15 protein-coding genes are annotated in these 16953 nt (G+C 69.1%); 4 read left to right on the top strand and 11 right to left on the bottom strand.

What is annotated here, in order from left to right; translation table 11 throughout:
- Positions 1-40 precede the first annotated feature (40 nt).
- Positions 41-724, bottom strand: coding sequence for a polysaccharide lyase family 7 protein (locus GRI72_RS11205; protein WP_160734021.1), 684 nt, complete (start codon positions 722-724; stop codon positions 41-43).
- 354 nt (positions 725-1078) lie between these two features.
- Here GRI72_RS11205 and phhA point away from each other — a divergent pair, with 354 nt between their 5' ends.
- Positions 1079-1969, top strand: coding sequence for a phenylalanine 4-monooxygenase (gene phhA, locus GRI72_RS11200; protein ID WP_160734206.1), 891 nt, complete (start codon positions 1079-1081; stop codon positions 1967-1969).
- Positions 1970-2066: 97 nt separating this feature from the next.
- Here phhA and GRI72_RS11195 read toward each other — a convergent pair whose 3' ends face one another.
- From GRI72_RS11195 to GRI72_RS11175, 5 genes are all read right to left on the bottom strand, one after another.
- Positions 2067-2333 carry a hypothetical protein gene (locus GRI72_RS11195; RefSeq protein ID WP_160734020.1) on the bottom strand — a complete coding sequence of 89 codons (267 nt, stop codon included), beginning with the start codon at positions 2331-2333 and terminating at the stop codon, positions 2067-2069.
- 77 nt (positions 2334-2410) lie between these two features.
- The gene (locus GRI72_RS11190) at positions 2411-2668 is read right to left on the bottom strand and encodes a GlsB/YeaQ/YmgE family stress response membrane protein (protein ID WP_160734019.1); all 258 of its coding nucleotides are present in this window, start codon (positions 2666-2668) and stop codon (positions 2411-2413) included.
- A 119-nt stretch (positions 2669-2787) separates the two neighbouring features.
- Complete coding sequence (locus GRI72_RS11185; RefSeq protein ID WP_160734018.1) at positions 2788-3597, bottom strand: undecaprenyl-diphosphate phosphatase; 810 nt, start codon at positions 3595-3597, stop codon at positions 2788-2790.
- Between the two features lie 117 nt (positions 3598-3714).
- Positions 3715-5853 carry a M13 family metallopeptidase gene (locus GRI72_RS11180; RefSeq protein WP_160734017.1) on the bottom strand — a complete coding sequence of 713 codons (2139 nt, stop codon included), beginning with the start codon at positions 5851-5853 and terminating at the stop codon, positions 3715-3717.
- A gap of 174 nt (positions 5854-6027) precedes the next feature.
- Positions 6028-7758: an ABC transporter transmembrane domain-containing protein gene (locus GRI72_RS11175; protein ID WP_237487131.1), complete on the bottom strand. Its 1731-nt coding sequence runs from the start codon at positions 7756-7758 to the stop codon at positions 6028-6030.
- A gap of 286 nt (positions 7759-8044) precedes the next feature.
- Here GRI72_RS11175 and GRI72_RS11170 point away from each other — a divergent pair, with 286 nt between their 5' ends.
- Complete coding sequence (locus GRI72_RS11170; protein ID WP_160734015.1) at positions 8045-9289, top strand: polyhydroxyalkanoate depolymerase; 1245 nt, start codon at positions 8045-8047, stop codon at positions 9287-9289.
- 3 nt (positions 9290-9292) lie between these two features.
- Here the strand turns inward: GRI72_RS11170 and GRI72_RS11165 are convergent, their stop codons facing one another.
- The 5 genes from GRI72_RS11165 to GRI72_RS11145 form a co-directional block, all read right to left on the bottom strand.
- On the bottom strand, positions 9293-9919 hold the full coding sequence (locus tag GRI72_RS11165; protein ID WP_160734014.1) for a DUF4126 domain-containing protein: 627 nt from the start codon (positions 9917-9919) through the stop codon (positions 9293-9295).
- Positions 9920-10037: 118 nt separating this feature from the next.
- The gene (locus GRI72_RS11160) at positions 10038-11216 is read right to left on the bottom strand and encodes an acetyl-CoA C-acyltransferase (protein ID WP_160734013.1); all 1179 of its coding nucleotides are present in this window, start codon (positions 11214-11216) and stop codon (positions 10038-10040) included.
- Positions 11217-11318: 102 nt separating this feature from the next.
- Entirely contained in the window at positions 11319-11768 is a 450-nt protein-coding gene (locus GRI72_RS11155; protein ID WP_160734012.1) for a MaoC family dehydratase, read from the bottom strand.
- 62 nt (positions 11769-11830) lie between these two features.
- On the bottom strand, positions 11831-13228 hold the full coding sequence (locus tag GRI72_RS11150; RefSeq protein ID WP_160734011.1) for a DUF5935 domain-containing protein: 1398 nt from the start codon (positions 13226-13228) through the stop codon (positions 11831-11833).
- Positions 13221-13487: a hypothetical protein gene (locus GRI72_RS11145; RefSeq protein ID WP_160734010.1), complete on the bottom strand. Its 267-nt coding sequence runs from the start codon at positions 13485-13487 to the stop codon at positions 13221-13223. The genes GRI72_RS11150 and GRI72_RS11145 overlap by 8 nt, the downstream gene beginning before the upstream one ends.
- 102 nt (positions 13488-13589) lie before the next feature.
- Between GRI72_RS11145 and GRI72_RS11140 the strand changes: the two genes are divergently transcribed.
- Positions 13590-14816, top strand: a complete 1227-nt coding sequence (locus tag GRI72_RS11140; RefSeq protein ID WP_160734009.1) for a TIGR04063 family PEP-CTERM/XrtA system glycosyltransferase — start codon at positions 13590-13592, stop codon at positions 14814-14816.
- A gap of 33 nt (positions 14817-14849) precedes the next feature.
- Complete coding sequence (locus GRI72_RS11135; protein ID WP_160734008.1) at positions 14850-16832, top strand: hypothetical protein; 1983 nt, start codon at positions 14850-14852, stop codon at positions 16830-16832.
- The last annotated feature ends 121 nt before the right edge of the window (positions 16833-16953 follow it).

The following is a 16953-nucleotide window of genomic DNA, read 5'->3' as shown; positions in this document are numbered from 1 at the left end:
GGCCGGGAGGCGTTCCGCCAAGCCCGGCCCGTCCTCGCACTCAGGTATCGAAGACCAGGGTGGACAGGCGGACATAGCAGTCGCCGGGGTCCTGCAGGTAGCAACCGGTCTTGAAGTAGGTCGTCTTCCAGGACTGCGCGTAATAGGCGAAGTTGGTGGACCACGTACGCTTCGGGTTGGTGCCGAGCTGGGCGGTCACCGTGCCATTGTCGTTGTAGACCAGCTTCAGCTCGGTGAAGGCGGTCGGCGCCGGGCCCAGGTCCTGGTATTCATACGACGGCAACGGGCCGGCATTGGTCCGATAGATTCCCCAGAAGCGATTGCTGAGGCCTGACCGGCTTGCGAGGAATTCGACCCGCAGGATCGGCTGCCCGCCCGTCTCGCCATAGATCTGCGCGACGGTGAAGCGATCGGAATAGGTCGATCCGTAGCGGACCTTCATCCGCGAACGGAAGGTCATGTCGGTTCGGGTCCCGGCGAAGGAATCCCCGCGCAGTTCGTTGCGCTGGGAACCGGCGCCGTCGTCGATCTCGAACTGCATGTTCGTGTTGTCGAGATACCAGTTGTCGGGATCGTAGTAGTAGCTGGTGATCTTGGTATTGGTCAGGCACGTGCTCGACGTGGGCAGTTGCAGCTTGGCGTGGTCGAGCGCGGCCTGGAACTTGGCCTCGGAATAAGGCGCGGCGGTGAGGTCCTGGACCTGGTCGCAAGCGAATGCCGCCATCGCCGGACTCGCCTGGACCAGGGCCGATGCTCCCGCGACCGCAAGCCCGTATCGCAGTAATATCATTACAATTCTCCCATCCTTTTTTACTATTATGGTATGCCGAATCAATCATTCCAGAAATACATACCAATGATGGGGTAGCTGGCCGTTGTCCGGCGGTCAAACCGCCGGCGGTTGCGCGATGGCGGCCGATGGCCGAAGGCAGGTGACGCGACGCGCAAGGCCTGGTCGCCCCGGGCCGGCCGCGCCCGAGCGAGGGTTTGTCAGCGACGCGTGGACCTGCTATTGGTTACAAACGAAACCATGATGACGACAGTGACCGAAGAACAGGATTTCACGACCCTTCCGGAAATGCCGGAGGGCGTGTTCACCGCGCCGCTCAAGAAGCCCGCGCATGTGGGCGACGACTGGCTGGAGCCGAAGCAGACCGAGTACTCTTCCGAGGAGGACGGGATCTGGAACGATCTCTTCTCCCGCCAGATGGAAGTCCTGCCCGGGCGCGCGGCGAGCGCGTTCATGCACGGGCTGGACAAGCTCGACCTGGGCCGGGGCGGGGTGCCCGACTTCGGCCGCCTTTCCGAGGAACTCGACCGGCTGACCGGGTGGAGCGTCGTGCCGGTGCCGATGCTGATTCCCGATCACGTGTTCTTCTGGCACCTCGCCAACCGCCGCTTCCCCGCCGGCAACTTCATCCGCACGCGCGAGACCTTCGACTATATCCAGGAGCCGGACGTCTTCCACGACGTGTTCGGCCACGTGCCGATGCTGACCGACCCGGTCTATGCCGATTACATGCAGGAATATGGCAAGGCCGGGTGGAAGGCGATGCGCTACAACCGGCTGAAGGCGCTCGGCGCGCTTTACTGGTACACGGTCGAGTTCGGCCTGCTGCTCGAACAGGGGGAAGTCCGCGCCTACGGCGCGGGGATCCTGTCGGGCCCGACCGAGGTCGTCTTCGCGGTCGAGGCGAAAAGCCCCAATCGCATCATGCTCAGCGTCGATCGCGTGATGCGCACCGATTACGTGATCAGCGACCTCCAGCCGACCTATTTCGTGATCGAGAGCTTCGAGGATCTCTATCGCCAGACGGTGGAGCGCGACTTCGATCGCCTCTATCGCAACCTGCCGCCGGCCTTCACATATGCTAATTCGGCCGCGATCGACGTCGATAACGTCGTCCACCGCGGGACGCAGGAATACCTGCTGCGCGGCGGCAGGGGCAGCGGGGCCCGCCCGGTCTAAAGGGGCCTTTCGCAGGCGCCCGCGCCCCGACGCCGGGCATGAAAAAGCCGGCCCGGATCGCTCCGGGCCGGCTTTTTGCCGTCATTCGGGCGAGCGCTTACTCGACCGGTTCGCCTTCGGCGGCGGCTTCGGCCTGCTCTTCCATGGCGTCGGCGCGCTCTTCGGCGGCTTCGGTCATCTCTTCGGCTTCGGCGTCGGTGATCTGGCCGGCGTCTTCCATCGCCTCGGCCTGCTCCTCGACGTTTTCAGCCATCTGCTCGCCGGCGTCCTCGGCGGCTTCTTCCTGCGCGCTGTCGCAAGCGGCAAGAGTCAGGCCCATGGCTGCAACCGACGCGACCATCGCGCCTTTGAAAATGCTCTTCATCTCAGTGTTCCCCTTTGCTTGTTGGGTGACCGAGCCATACACGTGACTCGACCGGGCGTGAATAGCGTTTACGGATTTCAGGCTCCGTCCCTGCGGCTCCTGATCCACGAGACGATCGCGAGCGTCAGCAGCGCGCCCCCGATCGCGACCGGGATGGACAGCGCGGTGATCCCGTAGAGGACCGATCCGCGGTTCGCGACCCATCCCGCGATGGCCGCGCCCGCGCCGCCCGCGGCCAGGTTCGCGACGACGCGGGGGCCGTCCTCCACCCGCATGACGACCGCGGCCAGCCAGCCGAGGAGCGCCCCGATGACAAGGAAGGTCAGCAACCCCATCGGTTGTTAGTGCCCGCGATCCATCATGGGGATCCAACGGAAGAGGTCTGCCCCTGTTCCAGCATTTGCGGCGAATGGAAGCGGGTGTGCCGGGCCGGCGGATGCCCGCCCCGGCGGCGTCAACCCAGCGTAAACCATCCCAGCGCGAACAGGCCCAGCGCGATCCGGTACCAGCCGAAGGGCGCGAAGCCATGGCGGCTGACATAGGCGACGAAGGCGCGGATCACGACCATGGCCACGAGGAAGGCGGCGACGAAGCCGAGGCCGATCTCGGTCCAGCCGACCGCGGCCTCCCCCGCGAGGAGCGCGGGTTCGTCGAGGATCTTGACCGTCGCAGCCCCGAGCATCGTCGGGACGGCGAGGAAGAAGGAGAATTCCGCCGCGGTCTTGCGGCCGACCCCCATGGCGAGCGCGCCGAGAATCGTCGCGGCCGAACGGCTCGTCCCCGGGATCATCGCCAGGCACTGCGCGAAGCCGACCGCCATCGCCGTTTTCCACGAGAGCGCCGCGACACCCACGTCCTCGCGCGCCGGAATGGTCCGCTCCAGCACCAGTATGGCGACGCCCCCGATCACCAGCGCCACTGCCACGACCAGAGGCGTGCCCAGCATCAGGTCGATCGCGTCCTTCGCGAGCAGGCCGATGACGGCGGCCGGAACGAAGCCGAGCAGGATGTTGCGCACGAAGCGCAGGGCCTCGTCCTCCAGCCGCAGCAGGCCCATGCCCATCGACCAGAAGGTGTTCCAGTACGTGACGACGACGGCCAGGATCGCGCCGAGCTGGATCACGATGTTGAACTGGCGCCACTGCGCCGGGTCGTAACCGAAGAATGCCTGCGCCAGGATCAGGTGTCCGGTCGAGGATACGGGGAGGAACTCGGTCAGCCCTTCGAGGATGCCGAGCAGGATTGCGGTCAGGGTCAGGCTCATCGCGTCCCGCTCATGGCAAGGCTGTGGCGCGTGTCAAATGCAAATGGCCGCAGCGCGCTTAAGGAAAAAAGGGGCCCCCGGCCGCGCGGGCCGGGGGCAGGGTGGAAAAGCGCAAGCTTACCAGATGTGTACGCGTTCCTCGGGCGGGAGGTAGAGCGCGTCGTCGGGCGTCACGCCGAAGGCCTCGTACCAGGCGTCCATCTGGCGCACGACGCCGTTGACGCGATATTCCTCGGGACTGTGGGGATCGGTCCGCAGGCGCTGGCGCGCGTTGTCCTCGCGCTGTTGCGAACGCCAGACCTGCGCCCAGGCGAGGAAGAACCGCTGGTCGCCGGTCAGCCCGTCGATCACCTTGTCCTCCTTGCCGCCCAGCGAGAGCTTGTAGGCGCGATAGGCGAGGCTGAGGCCGCCGACGTCGCCGATGTTCTCGCCCAGCGTCAACCGGCCGTTGACGCAGGTTTCCCCGTCGTCGAGCGGGCAGAACTGGCCATACTGTTCGACCAGCGCATCGCCCAGCTTGTCGAAAGCGGCGCGGTCGGCGTCGGTCCACCAGTTGCGCAGCGCCCCGCTGGCATCGGACTTCGATCCCTGGTCGTCGAAGCCGTGCCCCATCTCGTGGCCGATCACCGCGCCGATCCCGCCGTAGTTCACCGCCGGGTCGGCCGAGATGCCGTAGAAGGGCGGTTGCAGGATCGCGGCGGGGAAGACGATCTCGTTCTTGGTCGAATTGTAATAGGCGTTCACCGTCTGCGGCAGCATGCCCCATTCGGTCCGGTCGATCGGCCCGCCCAGCTTGTCCAGCATGTCCTGCCACTGCCAGCGGGCCGCGGCCATGCGGTTGGCCAGCGGATCGCCCTGCGCGATCGCGAGGCCGGGGTACGTTTCCAGGTTGTCGCGATAGCCGATCTTGGGATCGAAGCTTTGCAGCTTGGCCACGGCCTCCTGCTTGGTCGCCGGGCTCATCCAGTCGTTTTCGGCAATGCTTTCGGCCAGCGCCTTGCGCAGGTTCTCGACCAGCTCTTCCATCGCGGCCTTGTTCTCGGGCGGGAAGTAGCGCTCGACGTAAGAGGCGCCGACCAGTTCGCCCAGCAGCCCCTCGGTCTCGGCAATCGCGCGCTTCCAGCGCGGGCGCTGTTCGGGCGTGCCGGTCAGCGTGCGGCCGAAGAAGTCGAAATCGGCGGCATCGATCGCGCTCGGCAGGACCGCGGCATTGCCTTCGAGGAATTCCTTGATCGTCCAGGCCTGTAGCACCTCCACCGGCGTCTGCGCCAGCAGCGCGGTCATCGCCGGCGTCCCGCCGCCGATCTTGGCCAGCGTTTCCTCGGCCAGGCCCAGCTCGGCCGCTTCTTCGGCGCTCGGCGGCATGTCGTAGACGATGTAGCGGTCGGTATCGCCGAGGCCCATCGCCGCGACCAGCGCGTCGAGCGGGAAGCCGTTGGCCATGGCCGACAGCTCGGCCGGGGTCACGGCGTTGTAGGTCAGGTCGCGGTTGCGGCGCGTCGCCCGGTCCCAGCTGACCGTGCGCGCGATCGCCGCCTCCAGGTCATAGACCTGCTGCGCGGTCGCCGCCGGGTCGGCATAGCCGGCCTGCTGGAACAGGAACGCCATGAACGCGCGATAGCTGGCCTGGATCTCGCGGCCCTTCTCGCTCTCGTCGAGGTAGTAATCGCGATCGGGCAGGCCCAGCCCGCCCGAGGCGACGTAGACCGAGTAACGGGTCGGCTCCTTGCCATCGACGGTGACGAACCCGCCCAGCGGGGAGGCATAGCCGGGCGTGCCCCAAAGCGTCGCCAGCTCGGCATGGCTGTCGGCGGAGCGGATCGCGTCGAGATAGGGCCGCGCCGGGTCCAGCCCGGCGGCGTCGATGGCCTCCTGGTCGAGGAAGGCGTTGTAGGCATCGACGATCCGCTTCTCGTCCGCCGAAAGCGCGGCCGGGGCCTTGGCCACCAGCTCGTCCACCAGCGCCTTCACGTCGCTGGTCGATTTCTCGCGCAAGAGGTTGAACGCGCCGAACCGGCTGAACTCGGCCGGCAGCGGGTTGGCGGCGAGCCACTTGTCATTGGCATAGGCGAAGAAGTCGTCGCCCGGGTCCGCGCTCTCGTCGATATAGGCCGGGTCGAAACCCCATTCGCCGAAGCTCATCGTCGGCAGCGGGGTTTCCTCGCCCGCGGCGGGCGCGCCATCCTGCGCCAGGGCCGGAACGGAAAGTGCGAGCGCGAGCGCGCTGGCGCCCCCGGCGAACAGAGTGCGGATCATTGTCGATATCTCCCGGAGTAATTCGGTCAGTCCCAAGGATCGGCGATCCTTTGGCGCGGACCATAGAGCCTGCCGCCCGCGTGCGGCAGTCGTTCGTCGGTTTCCATTGCAACTTGATAGATTGCCGCGCCTTTTCTGAACCTTGCGGCAGCGGACGCGGCGAACGGCGCGGTGTCAGGCGGCCTCGGCCGAAGCGAACTGGAGCGCGGCGAGGCGCGCGTAGAGCCCGCCCGCCTCGCTCAGCTGCGAATGGGTGCCCTGTTCGACGATCCGCCCTTCGTCCATCACCACGATCCGGTCCGCCGCGCGCACGGTCGCCAGCCGGTGCGCGATGACCAGCGTCGTGCGCGCGCGCATCAGCCGGTCGAGCGCCTGCTGGACCAGTTGCTCGCTCTCGGCATCGAGCGCGCTGGTCGCCTCGTCCAGCAGCAGGATCGGCGCGTCGCGCAGCAGGGCGCGGGCGATCGCGAGGCGTTGCTGCTGCCCGCCCGACAGGCGCGTGCCGCTCTCGCCCAGGAACGTGTCGAGCCCCTCGGGCAGGTCGCGCAGGAAAGCCTCGGCATTGGCGGCGCGCGCCGCTTCCCAGATGGCATCGTCGCTCGCGTCCCAGGCGCCGTAGCGCAAGTTGTCGCGGGCATTGGCCGAAAAGAGCACGCCGTCCTGCGGAACGAGCGCGATCCGGCGGCGGATGTCGGCCGGGTCGGCACTGGTCAGCGGCACCCCGTCGAGCCGGATCGTCCCGGCCTGCGGGTCGTAGAACCGCTCGGCCAGCTGGAACACGGTGGACTTGCCCGCCCCCGAAGGGCCGACGATCGCGACCGTTTCGCCCGGTTCGACCTCGAGCGTGAATTCCTTCAGCGCCGGGGCGTCGAGCCGGGTCGGATAGCGGAAACTGACGTTGCGGAACGACAGGCTGCCGCGCGGCGGCTCGGGCAGGGCGAGCGGCCGGGCGGGCGGGGCGATGTCGGGCCGTTCGGCCAGCAGTTCCTCCAGCCGGCTGGCGACGCCGGCCCCGCGCAGCAGGTCGCCGTAAACCTCGGTCAGCGCGCCGAAGGCCCCTGCCACCAGGCCGCCGGTGAGGACGAAGGCGGCGATCGTGCCGCCGCTGATCTCTCCGCTCGCCACGGCAATCGCCCCGCGCCACATGACCAGCGTGATCCCGCCGAAGACGAGCATGATCACGATCGAGGTCATCGCCGCGCGCAGGGCGATCCGGCGGCGGGCGGTCGCGAACGTGCGCTCCACCGCCTCGGCGAAACGGCCGCCCTCGCGTTCTTCCTGGTTGAACGCCTGGACGATCTTCATCGCGGACAGCACTTCGGTGATCATCGCGCCGACATCGGCCACCCGGTCCTGGCTCGAGCGCGAGACGGTGCGGATGCGGCGGCCGAAATAGACGATCGGCAGGATCACCAGCGGAATGCCGACGATCAGCCCGACCGTCAGCGTCGGGGCGAGGTAGAACAGGATCGCCGTTCCGCCGATCGCGGTCAGCAGGTTGCGCAGCGCGACCGAGACCGTCGTGCCGACGACCTGTTCGATCAGCGCGGTATCCGAGGTCATCCGGCTGGAGATTTCCTTGGGGCTGTTCTCCTCGTAGAAACCGGGGGCGAGGCGCAGGAGGTTGCGCTGCACCTTCAGGCGGATATCGGCGACGACCCGTTCGCCCAGCCAGCTGACGAAATAGAACCGCATCGCCGTGCCGATCGCGAGCACGACGACGATCATCAGCAGGTACTGGAACGCGTGGGCGATCTCTTCCAGGTTGGCGTCGCCGCCGAAAGCCCGGTCGATGATCGCCTTGAACCGCCAGGGAATGGCCAGCGTCGCGGCAGCGGTCACGAACAGCGCGAAGACCGCCAGCGCCACCCGCGCGGGGTAGCGCGCGGCCTCGCGGAAGATCATCCGCAGCGGCGCGAGCGAGCGGGCCGGGCGCGGCTCCCCGTCCTGCGCCGTGCGGCGGCGCAGCAGGCCCCGGCGGGGGCGCGGTCGGGTTTCGCTCTGGTCCGCTTCCATCGCGCGCGGCCTAGCGCTGCCGGCCGGCAAAATCCACTCGCCACTGGCGATCGGCGGCACGAATGCCCAGATGATGCCCGAATGATGCATTGCACAATGACGCGCCTCCCGGCACTGTGCAGTGCACAACGCAGCGGGAAGCGTCCGGCAAGAGACGCCCAGCAGGGGAAACGAATTGCTCTATCACGCTTACGAACTGCAGCGCGCCTGGCTGGGCGGGGCGAGCGCCTGGGCCTCGATGGGGGCGGAAATGCTCGCCAGCCCCTATTCCCCCCTGGGTTACATGGGCCTCGGCCCGGTCACGGCGAGCGCGCTGGAGGTTTTCGCCCACGCCGCCGCGCCGCGCGGCAAGCCCGCGTTCGGGATCGAGACCGTGGAGGCGGGCGGCAAGTCTTTCGCGGTGGAGGAAGCCACCGTGGTCAACCGGCCTTTCGGCGACCTGAAACGGTTCGTGCGCGACGGCCTGCCCGAAGATGCGCCGCGCCTGCTGGTCGTCGCGCCGATGAGCGGGCACTACGCCACCCTGCTGCGCGGCACGGTGCGGCGGATGATCGAATCGTGCGAGGTCTATGTCACCGACTGGGCCGACGCGAAGACCGTCCCGATGTCGGAGGGGCTGTTCGATCTCGACGACTATATCGATTACCTGGTCGGGTTCCTCGAGCATATCGGGCCGGGCGCGCACGTCATGGCCGTGTGCCAGCCATCGGTACCCGCGCTGGCGGCCACCGCGCTGATGAACGCCGAGGGCCATCGCTGCCGCCCCGCCACCCTGACCATGATGGGCGGGCCGATCGACACGCGCGAGAGCCCGACGACGGTCAACGACCTGGCGATGGAACGGCCGATCGAATGGTTCCGCCACACGGTGATCGCCACCGTGCCGATGCAGCACCGCGGGGCAGGGCGCAGGGTCTATCCCGGGTTCCTGCAGCTCGCCGGCTTCATGTCGATGAACCTCGGCCAGCACATACTGAGCCACTACGAGATGTTCAAGCACCTGACGATCGGCGACGAGGACAGCGCCCAGGCGACCAAGGATTTCTACGACGAGTATCGCTCGGTCTGCGACATGACGGCCGAGTTCTACCTCCAGACGGTGGAGGAAGTGTTCCAGAAGCACTCGCTGGCCAACGGGACTTTCGTCCATCGCGGCCAGTCGGTGGACCTCGGCGCCATCCGCGACACCGCGATCCTGGCGATCGAGGGCGAGCGCGACGATATCTCGGGCATCGGGCAGACGCGCGCCGCGCTGGATCTCGCCACCGGGCTGGACGAGGCGAAGAAGCAGTATTTCCTCGCCGAGGGGGCCGGCCACTACGGCATTTTCAACGGCAGCCGCTGGCGCACGAAAATCGCCCCCGCGGTCGAAGCCTTCATCGCCCGGCACGGCCGGTCCGGCCTCGCGGCCGCGGCCTGACGGTCAGGGCGGCGGCGGTCCGGCCGCCCCGCGCCCGGGCCCCTGCGCGCCCCGGCCAAGCAGCCGGCGGATCATCCGGCGGGCGGCGAGGACGAGCCAGATCGTGAGCGCGAGCAGGGCCAGCGCGATCGCCCCGGCGACATAGGGATATTCGAACGCCGCCCACAGCAGGCCGGCCGCCGCGATATCCTCCACCGTCGAGACCGCGACGTTCGATACCGGTTCCGGGCTGGCGTTGACCACGCCCCGGGCCCCGGCCTTGCCGGTATGGGCGGCGAAGGCGGCCCCGCCGCCGAGGACGAAGGCGACGACCTGCCACGCCGGGTCCGACGGATCGACGATCGCCAGCGCCAGCAGCGCACCGCCCACCGGGCGGACGAAGCCGTGCACCGCGTCCCACAGCGAATCGAGCCACATGACCTTGTCGGCCAGGAACTCGGCCAGCGCGGCGAGCCCGGTGACCGCCATGACCCAGGGGTTCGCCAGAACGTCGAGCGCGGCGAGGTGTTCGGGCAGGGGCAGCGCGCCGGCGCGCATCGCGATCCCGGTCGCCAGCAGGCACAGGTAGAGCCGCCAGCCCGCCAGCAGGCTGACGCTGCCCGCGATGCCGATGATTTCCATTATGCCCATCGCCGCTTATCCCCCCCGATGCCGATGGCAAACGGGCGGCGCGCGGGCCGCTTTCCTGTCCGGGACCGGTCAGGGAAGGAACCCGCGCGCCGCCCGTGCGGCAAGGGTTATAGGGCGATCAGAGGACTTCGAACATCCCCGCAGCGCCCATGCCGCCGCCGACGCACATCGTCACGACGACGTACTTCGCGCCGCGGCGCTTGCCTTCGATCAGGGCATGGCCGACGCAGCGCGCGCCCGTCATGCCATAGGGGTGGCCGATCGAGATCGAGCCGCCGTTGACGTTGAGCAGCTCGTCGGGGATGCCCAGCTTGTCGCGGCAATAGAGCACCTGGACGGCGAAGGCCTCGTTCAGTTCCCACAGGCCCACGTCCTCCAGCTTCACGCCGGTGCGTTCGAGCAGCTTGGGAATCGCGAAGACCGGGCCGATCCCCATCTCGTCGGGCTCGGTCCCGGCGACGGCCATGCCGACATAGCGGCCCAGCGGGGTGAGGCCCTTCTTCTCGGCGAGGCTTTCTTCCATCAGGATGCTCGCGGCCGAGCCGTCGGAAAGCTGGCTGGCATTGCCGGCGGTGATCGTCGTGCCCGGGCCCATGACCGGCTGCAGGCCGGCCAGCCCTTCCAGCGTGGTGCCCGGGCGGTTGCCTTCGTCCTTGGCGATCGTCACTTCCCTGTCGGAAATCTCGCCCGTTTCCTTGTCCTGGACCTTCATCGTGGTCGTGACCGGGACGATCTCGTCGTCGAACTTGCCCGCTTCCTGCGCCGCGGCGGTGCGCTGCTGGCTCTTCAGCGCATATTCGTCCTGCTGCTCGCGCGTGATCCCGTAACGCTGGGCGACCGTTTCGGCGGTCTGGAGCATCGGCATGTAGATCGCGCCGTGCATGTTGATCAGCTCCGGATCGGGCATGACCCGCATTTCCTTCGTCTGCACCAAGCTGATCGATTCCTGCCCGCCGCCGGCGACGACATCCATGTTGTCGACCATGATCTGCTTGGCCGCGGTCGCGATCGCCATCAGGCCCGACGAGCACTGGCGGTCGAGCGTCATGCCCGAAACCGAGATCGGGCAGCCGGCGCGCAGCGCGACCTGGCGGGCGAGGTTGCCGGCCTGGGCACCCTGCTGCAGCGCGGCGCCCCACACGACATCGTCGAGATCGCCCGGTTCGATCCCGGCGCGCTCGATCGCCGGAGCGAGCGAGTAGGAGCCGAGCGTGGCCCCCTTGGTGTCGTTGAAGCCGCCCTTGTAGGCGCGCCCGATGGCGGTTCGGGCGGTGGAAACGATAACTGCGTTGCGCATTTCAAACCTCTCGTTACCCGGCCGGGGCCGGGCCTTTCACTGGTGGTGCGGCCGATGCGGCCGGCCGCGACAAGCCCCGCCCTGGCGCGGGGCGGCGTTGTTTCAGACGAAGAGCTGCGTGATCCACTCGGCGATCAGCGCCGGCTTGTCCTCGCCCTCGATCTCGATCGTGATCTCGGTCGTCTGCTGCCACTGGCCGGGACGCTTTTCGACCATCTCGACCAGCTTCCAGTGGCCGCGGATGCGCTTGCCCGAACGGACCGGGTTGATGAACCGCGTCTTGTTGCCGCCGTAGTTGACGCCCATCTTGACCCCTTCGGGCCGGGGAAGATCGGAATTGGCCGCGAGATAGGGGATCATCGACAGGGTCAGGAACCCGTGGGCGATCGTGCCGCCGAACGGCGTCATCTTCGCCTTTTCCTCGTCCACATGGATGAACTGGTGATCCCCGGTCGCGTCGGCGAACTGGTTGATCCGTTCCTGGCTCATCTCGACCCATTCGCTGGTGCCGATGTTTTCGCCGACCTTTTCCGCGATTTCCTGCGGAGTCATACGCCTCTCCTTCGAACCGTCGATTCAACGTGAAACCGCGGCTTCATGGCGCATGCGGAGGGTTAGCGCAACGCGGCCTCCGGTGCCGCTACGGCATCGCCAGCCGGGCGGTGCGGCGCGCGCGGCCAGCCGGCGCGGCGCACCTCGCGTTCCCGCGAATCGAGGCGCTTGCAATAGGCCCAGAGCGCGATCTGCGCGCCGATCAGCATCAGGACGAACGGCTGGTAGGCAATGCCCTGGAACAGCGATCCGACGAGGTAGATGACCTGCGCGACCTGCAACGCGCTGGCCAGGGGCGCCTGCCACTGTGCATCGTGGGCCGCGCGCTGGCGCCAGCGCCGGCGGACCCATTCCATCTGCCACAGGCCCAGCGCGTGGATCCAGACCCACAGGATCAGCCCCGGCCAGCCCTGTTCGCCCAGCATCTCGAAGATCGCGGAGTGATAGGCGCGCGCCTCGTCCACGACCTCGCGGTATTCGATGGCGGTCGTGTTGCCCTGTTCGACCAGCACGGGCAGGCGATAGGTGAAGCGGTTGCCGCGATAGGCGTCGAACCCGCCGCCGAAGGGATTCTCGGCGACGTAGTCGAGCGTCCAGGTCCAGACCGCGACGCGGGTGGAGGCCGACTGGTCCTGGTCGTGGCTGCCGATCGTCGCCATGCGTTCGTAATAGCTTTGCGGAATGAACGGCAGCGCGGCGAGGCCCAGCGCCGCGCCGGCCGCGAGGAAGGCGAACCGGCGCTTCACGTCGCGCAGCGCGACGACGGCGAGGACCGCGATGCACAGCAGCCCGGTGCGCGCCTCGGTCCCGATCGGCACCAGCAGGCAGGCGAAGACCAGCGCGTAGCCGAAAGTCTTCACCCGCCAGTCCGGCGGGAAGATCGTGCCGTGGCGGGTGAACCACAGGATCAGCGGGATGATCGCGATGGCGACGGTCGCGAGGGTCGAGCTTTCGTACATCCCGCTGTTGTCGTTGACGAAGAAATAGAGCGAGGCGTAGCCGCCCCCGCCCAGCGCCGTCTTCATCCCCGCGCTGATGATGATCGCCCCCGCGGTCAGCACCATGATCAGCGCCGTCCCCTCGATCCTCAGGCGGGTGGAAAGCGTCAGCGGCAGGAAGATCGCGAAGACCAGCGCCTTCCACACCCAGTCCCACTTCTCCAGCGCCTCTGCCGGGAAGTCGGCGGTCTGCGTGGTCCAGAAGCAATAGGCGAGCAGCAGGCACAGCAGGAACTGGCGCAGCGTGAAGCGGCTGCCCTTCTTGGCGTCGGTCAGCAGCCAGCCGGCGAAGGCGGCGCAGAAGGCGATGAAGGAGATCGGCAGCGCGGAGGTGATCGACCAGCCGATCTTCTGCGGGGCGAGGATGTCGATGTAGAGATAGGCGAGGACCCAGATGAACGGGCGGCGCAGCCCGATCGCGAGGAAGGCCATGACGAACAGGAAGAGCGCGAGGTCAAGCATCGCGGTTGCCGCCCCGCTCGCCCATCGTGCGGGCACTGGCGCCGCCCGTGTCGCCGGCCGTGTCGCCGCCGGTATCGCCGGCCGTGTCGCGAGCGGTTTCGTCGCCCGCCTTGCCGGCAGCCGCGCGCCGCTGCGCGGTCGGCGTGCGCGGGCCGTCCTCGAACGCGGGGTCGCGGTCGGTTTCGTCGCGCCCGGCGATCCGCAGCAGGGCGATCGCGATCAACGCGTGGATCAGGCCGAGGGCGAAGTAGTCGATCAAACCAGAAGATGCCTTGCAATGCGCACGTCGGGGGCGCTGCCGGGCGGTCTAGCAGCGGGCGGTTGACGCGCCGTTAAGCTTGCTGTGGCAGGGGACCTGGCGATGACACGGGTGCTCCACGTTCTCGACCATTCGCTGCCGCTGCACAGTGGCTACACCTTCCGCACGCGCGCGATCCTGAAGAGCCAGCAAAGGGCCGGCATGACGGTGCGGGCCATTACCGGCCAGCGCCACGCGGCCGAAGGGCCGCCGGTCGAAACGATCGACGGGCTGACCTTCCTGCGCACGCCGGGCCGCCCCTCCGGCCCGCCGGGGCTGCGCGAATGGCGCGAGATCGGCTGCCTGGCCGACGCGATCGACCGCGCGATCGAGGACTGGCAGCCCGACGTGATCCATGCCCATTCGCCGGCGCTGTGCGGGCTGGCCGCGCTGCGTTCGGCGCGCCGCCACGCGATCCCGCTGGTCTACGAAATCCGCGCCTTCTGGGAAGACGCGGCGGTCGGCAACGGCACGGGGCGCGAAGGCTCGCTGAAATATCGCCTGACGCGCGCGCTGGAAGACCGGGCCGTGGCGGGCGCCGACGCGGTCTTCACGATCTGCCGCGGGTTGCGCGACGACCTGGTCGCGCGCGGGGTGCCGGGGGAGAAGATCGCGCTCTCGCCCAACGGGGTGGACCTGTCGCTGTTCGGCGACCCGCCGGTCCGCGACCCGGCGCTGGCCGCGCGGCTGGGGCTGGGCGAAGGCCCGGTGATCGGCTTCGTCGGCAGCTTCTACGATTACGAGGGGCTGGACGATCTTGTCGCGGCCATGCCCCGCCTGCGCGAAAGCGTGCCAGGTGCGCGCCTGCTGCTGGTCGGCGGCGGTCCGATGGACACGGCCCTGCGCGCCCAGGCCGCCCGCAGCCCGGCGGCCGGGGGGATCCGCTTCGCCGGCCGCGTGCCCCACGATGAGGTGGAGCGGTACTACGCGTTGATCGACGTGCTCGCCTATCCGCGCAAGAAAAGCCGGCTGACCGATCTCGTCACCCCGCTCAAGCCGCTGGAGGCGATGGCGCAGGGCCGGCTCGTCGCCGCGTCCGACGTCGGCGGGCACCGCGAACTGATCGACGACGGCGAAACCGGCACCCTGTTTCCACCGGACGACCCGGCCGCCTGCGCCGATGCCCTGGCGGCATTGCTGCGCGACCGGGCCGGGTGGGATGCCATGCGCGAGCGGGCGCGCGAACACGTTGCCGCGCATCACGACTGGGGCCGCAACGTCAGGCGTTATCAAGACGTTTACCATCGGCTGATAGCCCCTGTGCCGAATGGGCAGGTGCCTGCCGCCTGAGGCAGGCCGCCCGCGCAACGGGGAAGTGATACAGTGGCAGCCAAAGACCAGGGCCAGACCGCCAGCCAGGTTCCGATCAGCCAGCACCCGGTTTTCCCGGCCATCGTCGCGCTATGGTTCGCGGCCTTGCTGGGGATCGGCAGCCTCGTCCTCCCGGTGGCCCTGTTCGAAGCACTGGCCGAGGCGACCGGCCTCGCCGCCGCGGTTCCCGCCGCCGCGCCCCCGCTGGGGGTGACGGCGCGCATTCTCATCGCGCTCGTCTTTGCCGCGCTCGGCGTCGTTGCCGGGCTGTACATCGCCCGCAAGGTCGTGGCCGCCCAGGGGGCGACCCGCCCGGCCGCGCGCCGGCGGGCGCAGCCGGCCTCGACGCGCCGCGACGAGGCTGCCAAACGGCCGATCTCCGCGCGCGAGGAACTGGGCGTGGAAAGCTTCGACGAGCCGATCGAGGCCCCGCGCCCCGCGCCTTCCTCGGCGCCTGCCCCGGGCCGCCGCCGCGCCCTGGCCGTGACCGACGAAAGCGGGCCGAGCGAGCTGCTCGACCGGGCGGACCTGCCGGGCGCCGAAGAACCGGTCGCGCTGGCCCCCGAGCTCGCGACCCCGGTGGACGACGTGCCGGCAGAGGAGGCGCCCGACGCGCTCGACCTCGCCGTTTTCGCCGACCAGGATGCCGCGCAGCCCGCGGCGGACATGATGCCGGCTCCCGAACCCGAGCCGGCCGAAGCGCTCGAGGCGGAGCCGCAGCCGGCGGCCGAAGTGCCCGGGCCCTTCGCCGCGATGCCGTCCGAACAGCCGGCCGAAGGGGCGCGCCCCTTCGATGCCCCCCGCGCCGCGCCGCCGGCGTTCCACGCGGATCCGGTCGCCGACGCCGAGGTCGACGTGGCCGAGGCGGACGACGCGGATGAGGCGGACCGGCCGAACCTGGCGGAGCCGGCCGACCAACCGTTCGCAGGCCTGCCCTCTGCCGCGTTCGCGGACGCAGGCGACGATCCTGCCGTGACCGAAGAGATTGCCGCGGCCGAAGATCCGGAAGCGGACGAGGCCCCGCCGGAAGGCGCGCTGGCCGAGCTGTCGATCGCCGAACTGGTGGACCGCTTCGCGCAGTCGCTGCAACGCGCGGCCCGCCGCGAGCAAGAGGCTGCCGCCGCGGCGCGGGCACCGGCCGATGCGCCGGCCGAGAGCCCGAGCCGCTATGTCCCCGACCTGGGCGTGGCCGCCGAGGAAGCGCCGCGCCTCGAGCCCGCCACCGCCCCGGCCACCCGCGTTGCCTTCGCCGCTGACGCGACGACGGACGATCCGGCTGTCGAGGCCGCCCCGGTCGCGGCCGAGGAAGCGCCTGCGCCTGTTACCGCGGCCGAGGAAGCGTCCTCTCCCGAAGGCGCGCGTGAAGAGGATGCCGAGGGAGAGGTGCTGGCCGAGCCGCGGGCTTTCGCCGCACCGCCCTCGGTGCCGGCCGCGCTGCGCCCGCTTGCCTTCGACCCCGAGGCGCACGACGGGGACGAAGGCGACGCCGCCGAGAACGAGGAGGCCGATCTCGCGCTCACCCTGCCGCTCTCGCGCCAGGCGCGCGCGTTCGACCGCCCGGCACCCGGGCCGGAAGCCGCCGCCCCGGTTGCCGGCGACGACGCGATCGACGGAGAGGAAGGCGACGGGGACGCCGGCTTTGCCGGCAACGATGCGATCGCGGCCGAGGACGGCTGCGGTTCGCTGCTCGACATTCGTCGCGGCCCGCGCGAACGGGAATTCGTGCGGATCGAAGACGCGGAGGACAACGACCTGCCCGAACCGGTGGTGGTCTTTCCCGGCCAGGAGGATCGCCGCGCGACCCCGGCCGCCGACGGCCCCGCGCGCGAGCCGGGCGCCCCGCCGGCCCCGCCGCAGCGGCGCCCGTTCGACGCCCCGGCAGGCGATGCCGAAGGGGCCGGGACGGCTCGCCGCGAGCCGCTCGACGAAGCCCAGGCTGAGCGCGCCCTGCGCGAAGCTTTGCAGAAGTTGCAGCGGCTTAGCGGAGCCGCCTGAACCCCCGCCCCACGGGTAAACCGGGCGCGGTCGCTTTCGTAAGCGCAAGAATAACTAATACCTATGCGCGCCCCTGTGCAGTTGCAAAATGCCGTTCCAATCTGCATTAAGCGCCTTCGCG

The sequence above is a fragment of the Pelagerythrobacter marinus genome (assembly GCF_009827515.1).
GTDB lineage: Bacteria > Pseudomonadota > Alphaproteobacteria > Sphingomonadales > Sphingomonadaceae > Pelagerythrobacter > Pelagerythrobacter marinus.
Note: the sequence above shows the minus strand (reverse complement) of the source record. Positions and strands in the feature narration are given on the sequence as shown.

Excerpts from the sequence above, each read along its gene's own strand:
- GRI72_RS11140 (WP_160734009.1), top strand. The coding sequence starts at position 13,590 with ATGACACGGGTGCTCCACGTTCTCGACCATTCGCTGCCGCTGCACAGT.
- GRI72_RS11190 (WP_160734019.1), bottom strand. The coding sequence starts at position 2,668 with ATGGGGTTGCTGACCTTCCTTGTCATCGGGGCGCTCCTCGGCTGGCTG.
- phhA (WP_160734206.1), top strand. The coding sequence starts at position 1,079 with ATGCCGGAGGGCGTGTTCACCGCGCCGCTCAAGAAGCCCGCGCATGTG.
- GRI72_RS11155 (WP_160734012.1), bottom strand. The coding sequence starts at position 11,768 with ATGACTCCGCAGGAAATCGCGGAAAAGGTCGGCGAAAACATCGGCACC.
- GRI72_RS11185 (WP_160734018.1), bottom strand. The coding sequence starts at position 3,597 with ATGAGCCTGACCCTGACCGCAATCCTGCTCGGCATCCTCGAAGGGCTG.
- GRI72_RS11165 (WP_160734014.1), bottom strand. The coding sequence starts at position 9,919 with ATGGGCATAATGGAAATCATCGGCATCGCGGGCAGCGTCAGCCTGCTG.
- GRI72_RS11150 (WP_160734011.1), bottom strand. The coding sequence starts at position 13,228 with ATGCTTGACCTCGCGCTCTTCCTGTTCGTCATGGCCTTCCTCGCGATC.
- GRI72_RS11175 (WP_237487131.1), bottom strand. The coding sequence starts at position 7,758 with ATGATCTTCCGCGAGGCCGCGCGCTACCCCGCGCGGGTGGCGCTGGCG.
- GRI72_RS11160 (WP_160734013.1), bottom strand. The coding sequence starts at position 11,216 with ATGCGCAACGCAGTTATCGTTTCCACCGCCCGAACCGCCATCGGGCGC.
- GRI72_RS11205 (WP_160734021.1), bottom strand. The coding sequence starts at position 724 with ATGGCGGCATTCGCTTGCGACCAGGTCCAGGACCTCACCGCCGCGCCT.
- GRI72_RS11195 (WP_160734020.1), bottom strand. The coding sequence starts at position 2,333 with ATGAAGAGCATTTTCAAAGGCGCGATGGTCGCGTCGGTTGCAGCCATG.
- GRI72_RS11180 (WP_160734017.1), bottom strand. The coding sequence starts at position 5,853 with ATGATCCGCACTCTGTTCGCCGGGGGCGCCAGCGCGCTCGCGCTCGCA.